Genomic DNA, 4,901 nt, shown 5'->3' with positions numbered 1-4,901 from the left:
GTACCTCCTTCTACGTGCTCAATGCCGTGGCGGGACCTGTAATCGATCGAGCCGCCACGGCTCGGGGCTGCTTACGGCGCGGCAGGCGCGCCGGGCTCGCTCCGCTCGCGCAGGCTGCACTGTACTCTTTCATCAGCCTGCCCGTCATTCCTCTGAAAGAGCATACTCGAACCGCACCGAGGCGGTTTCGCCTTCTCGGACCTCGACGACGACCTCGCGCCTTCCGAGTCGTTCGTGCCACGATTCGAGCCGGTACGTTCCTGCGGGAGCATCCTCGATGTGAAACTCTCCGTTCTCGTCGGTTACGGCGTGAAACGGATGAGGATCGACTCGAATGGCCGCCTTCATCCAGCCGTGGACGTCACACCGGACGGCGTAAAGCCCCGCCTTTTCGAGTCGCCTGACACCCGCGGCTCCCTCCATGGGGAGCGAGATGTTTACTTCGGCGGGTCCGTAGAGGTGCGTCGTGTGGAGTATGGGGTCGCTGTTGCGCGCTTCGATAGAGCTTCCGGCTCTGACCACACCGGCGTGAGGCGAGAAGCGGCAGTCGATGTTGTCGATCGTCAGAGTCGAGGACTCGAAGGGAGGGATTGCGTTTGCGGGAACGTCGAGCATGGCAACGATCGCATATCGAACGCCATGGTTCTCCGGTGAGACCACGGCGTCATCGAGGGTGTGCTCCCGGCCGCAGACTTCGGGGTCGGTGGTGTTCTCGATGCGGGTTGGCGGTGGAAAGTCGCCTCCGACGAGCCGGACGGTTCCCTCGATGCGCCCGACCGGTCGACTCGATGCCGGGCGAGACGTGAACACGTCCCGACAAGAGGGAAGCGCCACCAACGCTGCGAGAATCAAAAGAGGCGATCGGGAACGACCTCTTCGCTGGCCATTTCGCTTCGAGGGTAGCTCGACAAGGAAGGAAGAGCCCCTTCCGAGCTCGCTCTGGACCGTGACTCTTCCACCATGGTACTCCACGATGCGGGCGACGATGGCGAGGCCGAGACCCGCCCCTCCGCTTCGGCGCGAACGCGACGGATCCGCGCGGTAGAAGCGCTCGAAGATGCGAGGAAGGTCCTCATGGGGAATGCCGCGACCGGTGTCGGTTACCGAAAACCGGAGAAAGCCATCGTTCTGTTCCACCGCCATTCTGACGCGTCCATCGGGCTCGGTGTACTTGATCGCGTTGTCGAGAAGGTTCGACACCATTCGGCGAAGCTGTGAGCGGTCGCCCTCGAGCAACGCGGGCTCGATCGCGTCGAGGGAGAGCTCGATCCCCCTCGTCTCCGCGATGGTGCGGAACTGCTCCGCCGTTTCCACGACCACGTCCGCCAGTTCCACTGGTGAAGACTCGATTGGGCCGGAATCGAGGCGGGCAAGCGTAAGAAGGTCCTCCACCATGACGGACAGTCGATCGATCTCCTCGAGCTGGCTTGCCATGATGGACGCTGCTTCCGGTTCGAGCCTTCCCGAGCCGAGGGCGGCCTGTGCCTCCACCTTGAGCACCGAGAGCGGCGTACGCAGCTCGTGTGACGCGTCGGCGGTGAACTGTCTGAGCCTTTCCATCGACGCTTCGAGTCGGGCCAGCATCTCGTTGAACGACGCGCGCACTCTTTCCACCTCGGCATAGGGCCGCGCCGGCGGAAGGATCCTTTCGGAAAGACTCTGGTCGTGGACGCGCTCGGCGGCGTCGGCCACCGCGGCCAGTGGCTCGGTGGCTTGCCGGGCGAGCGCACGCGCGAGAAGCGCGGCGGCCACGAGGCCACCGAACGAGCACAGAACCATCAGCCCTCGCCAATTCTGGCGTGCGGTCCATTGGCTCTCCGCGGGAACTCCGGCGGTGAGCTCGAATCCGCGAAATTCCTTCCGCGCGACCCAGTAGATCTGACCCGCGGTCTCGAAGAAGCCCGGTGCCACGGCTCGGGCGAGCTCGGCGGAGGCGAAGAGAGGCTCTTCGCCCTTCCGAATCTGCAGCACGAAGCCGGTGCGAGCCCCGAGGTGCTCGCGCATCTCCTCCATGAGATAGTCGCTCCCGCCTGGCTCATGGTCGGCGACGAACTCCTCGAGCCATCGGAGCTCTCGCTCGCCGGCATTCTGGAGCTCGGAGCGAACGCTTCGCCAGAGGAAGAAATCGACGACGGCGAAGCTCCCGAGGAGGAGTGCCGCTTCGAACAGGAAGGCATAGCGGCCGACCGTGCCCCGGAGTGTCTTCGCCCTAAGCTCCATAACGTTCTTCGCTCAGCACGTAGCCCAGGCCTCGCACCGTCTGCAGGAGCTTCGGCTCGAATCCCTGGTCGATCTTGGATCTCAGGTAGTTCACGTAAACGTCGACGATCTTTCGGGTCCCGGAGAAGTCCCCGGACCAGACGTGCTCATAAATGACCTCGCGACTGAGTATGCGATTCTTGTTTCGCAGCAGGAACTCGAGGAGCTGATACTCGCGCGCGGTGAGGCTCAGGGCGCCTCCGCCGCGCGAAACGCGCTTGGACGCCGGATCCAACACGAGGTCGAGCACCTGCAAAAGGCCGGAGCGGTCGGGCCCGTTTCGGCGTAGAAGGGCCCGGATGCGAGCGAAGAGCTCCTCGAGCTCGAAGGGTTTGGCGACGTAGTCGTCGGCTCCGATGTCGAGCCCCCGGACTTTGCTCCGCGTGTCCTCTCGAGCGGTGAGCATCAGGACCGGCGCGGCAAAGCGTTTCGAGCGCAGCCGCTTCAAGACCTCGAAGCCATCGAGCTTCGGGAGCATGACGTCGAGGAGGATCAGGTCGTATTCATAGATCTCGGCGTAATCGAGCGCCATCTCGCCGTCGAGGGCGACGTCGACCGAATAGCCCTCCCGCCCGAGCGCCGATCGGAGGCTCCGCGACAGCTTGGATTCGTCCTCCACGAGCAGGAGCTTCATTCCGACAAGCCTAGCCGAAAGCGGTTAACCGGGGGTAAGAATCGTCGTTTCGTCACCACTCCCGCCACGGCATTGAATACTCTAGTAGTTTTTCTTGTCTGATCCCGTAATTCTGCGAGTAGCATAGCGCGGTGGAGGGGCCAACAATGCCCGACATGGCTCGAGGACTGGGCGCGATGCTCCTCGCGTCGATCCTGTCTCTGGGAGCCGTTTTCGCCCAGGAATCGGCTCCCGCGACAATTCCCCTGGTCGTGGCGGTGGTCCGAGACGGGCCTCCGACCGACCGGGATTTCACGGCTCTCGTGGAATCCGAGCTCGAACGGCATCTGCCTGACGGCGTCGTGGTTCGCTTCGATCGCCGAGAGGCCTTCGACGCCCGATGGTCTCCCGAACGCGTCTCGGCGGCTCTGGCGGCGGCCCTCGACGATCCGGACGTCGACATCGTGCTCGCCGACGGCCTTCACGCCACCCTGGAGGCGGCGCGAGAGGGACGGGTGCTCCCCAAACCCGTGGTGAGCATTTATCTCCAGCTTTCCGACGTCTTCCGGCTTCCCTACGACGCGAGCGATCGCTCCCTGAAAGAGAACCTGAGTTTCACCGTACTTCCTCATCGGGCGGAACAGGACCTCGCAGCGTTTCGCGAGATGTTGGCCATCGACTCGGTCACCGTCGTGGTGGGCCCGTCGGATCTCGAGCTGTTGCCCGAAATCGCGTCGGTCCTCGAGCAATACGAATCGACTCTCGGAATCGACGTCCGCTTCGCCGAAGTGGAGCAGGACGTCGACGCCTTCCTGGCTTCTCAGGAAGCGATACAGGCGGCCTACCTCACGCGGCTTCCGCGACTCAGTGAAGCCGAGCGCTCGCGGCTGATCGCCGGGCTCACCAGTCGGGGCGTCCCGACTTTCAGCCTCGTCGGGCACCCCGACGTGAGCCTCGGCGCGCTCGCGGCGCTCATCCCCGACGTCACCGAGCAGCACGTGCGGCGCATTGCCCTCAACGTCGCCCGGCTCGTCCGGGGGGAAGCGGCACAGGATCTTCCCGTTCTTCTATCGGTGGAAGAGCGATTGATGGTGAACGCTAGGACGGCCCTCGCCGTCGGCTACGTTCCATCGCTCGAAACCAGGATCTTCGCATCGATTCTGCACGAAGACGAGATCGACCAGAGAGGCGCCGAGCCCCTCGCCCCTTCTCAGGCGCTGGAACAAGCGGAGCTCAGCAACAAGTTCCTTTCCGTCCAGGACGAGATCATCGAGAGCGTCCGGCAAGAGCAGTATCGTGCGCGGAGCCCCCTTCTCCCCCGGGCGATTTCGAGCTTGGGATATCGGCAGACGAATCTCTTGCAAGACGTCCTCCCCGACGACGCGACGACTTTCGGCCTGAGCGTGAAGCAGATGATTTTCGACGACGGCGCCATCAGCAGGTATCGTTCGTCCCAGCGTGTGTACGAAGGCAGCGAGTTTCAGCGTGAGGCGGATCGTGTCGGCGTACTCGGGGACGCGGGCACCGCGTTCTACGGGCTCGCGGTGACGCAGGCGCTGTACGCCGTACAAGCCGATAACCTCAGGCTCAGCGAGTCCTTCCTCGAGCTGGCGCGTCTGAGACGCGAGGTCGGCTATTCCGGAATGGACGAGATCTACCGCTGGCAGGCGGCGGTCGCCCAAAGACGAAGCGCGCTCTTCGTCGCCGCCGAGGACGAAGACGCCGCCCGGATCACGTTGAATCGAATCCTGGGAACGAGTCAGGAACGCCGTTGGCTCCTGGAGACGCCACCCATCGATCCCGACGTGTTCCCCTTCGTAGGGGGAGAACTCGATCCGGTCTTCGATGACCTGAAGGCTCGGGATGCTCTCGGGGACGTTCTCGTCGATTTCGCCGTGGGCAACGCTCCGGACATCGATGCGCTCGACAAGCAAATCGAGTCTCTCGACATCGGGCTGGCTCAGAGTCGACGGCGTTTCTACGTTCCCTCGGCTTACTTCAACCTCTTCTACAACCGATTGCTCACGGG

At 63.6% G+C, this 4,901-nt stretch carries 3 protein-coding genes; 1 reads left to right on the top strand and 2 read right to left on the bottom strand.

Annotation, left to right across the window (positions count from 1 at the left end; translation table 11 throughout):
• Positions 1–144 precede the first annotated feature (144 nt).
• Together VEK15_13700 and VEK15_13695 are read right to left on the bottom strand one after the other, a co-directional pair.
• A complete protein-coding gene (locus VEK15_13700; protein HXV61746.1) occupies positions 145–2,220 on the bottom strand; it encodes an ATP-binding protein in 2,076 nt (691 codons plus the stop codon).
• A complete protein-coding gene (locus VEK15_13695; protein HXV61745.1) occupies positions 2,210–2,893 on the bottom strand; it encodes a response regulator transcription factor in 684 nt (227 codons plus the stop codon). Before VEK15_13695 ends, VEK15_13700 begins: the two co-directional genes overlap by 11 nt.
• A gap of 131 nt (positions 2,894–3,024) precedes the next feature.
• On the opposite strand from VEK15_13695, the gene VEK15_13690 reads away from it, so the two are divergent.
• A partial coding sequence (locus VEK15_13690) for a TolC family protein (protein HXV61744.1) occupies positions 3,025–4,901 on the top strand: 1,877 nt, incomplete at its 3' end.

It is taken from the genome of Vicinamibacteria bacterium (assembly GCA_035620555.1).
Taxonomy (GTDB): Bacteria; Acidobacteriota; Vicinamibacteria; order Marinacidobacterales; family SMYC01; genus DASPGQ01.
Note: the sequence above shows the minus strand (reverse complement) of the source record. Positions and strands in the feature narration are given on the sequence as shown.

Bases quoted from the DNA above. Each gene is read 5' to 3' on its own strand.
- VEK15_13695 (HXV61745.1), bottom strand. From the start codon at position 2,893: ATGAAGCTCCTGCTCGTGGAGGACGAATCCAAGCTGTCGCGGAGCCTC.
- VEK15_13700 (HXV61746.1), bottom strand. From the start codon at position 2,220: ATGGAGCTTAGGGCGAAGACACTCCGGGGCACGGTCGGCCGCTATGCC.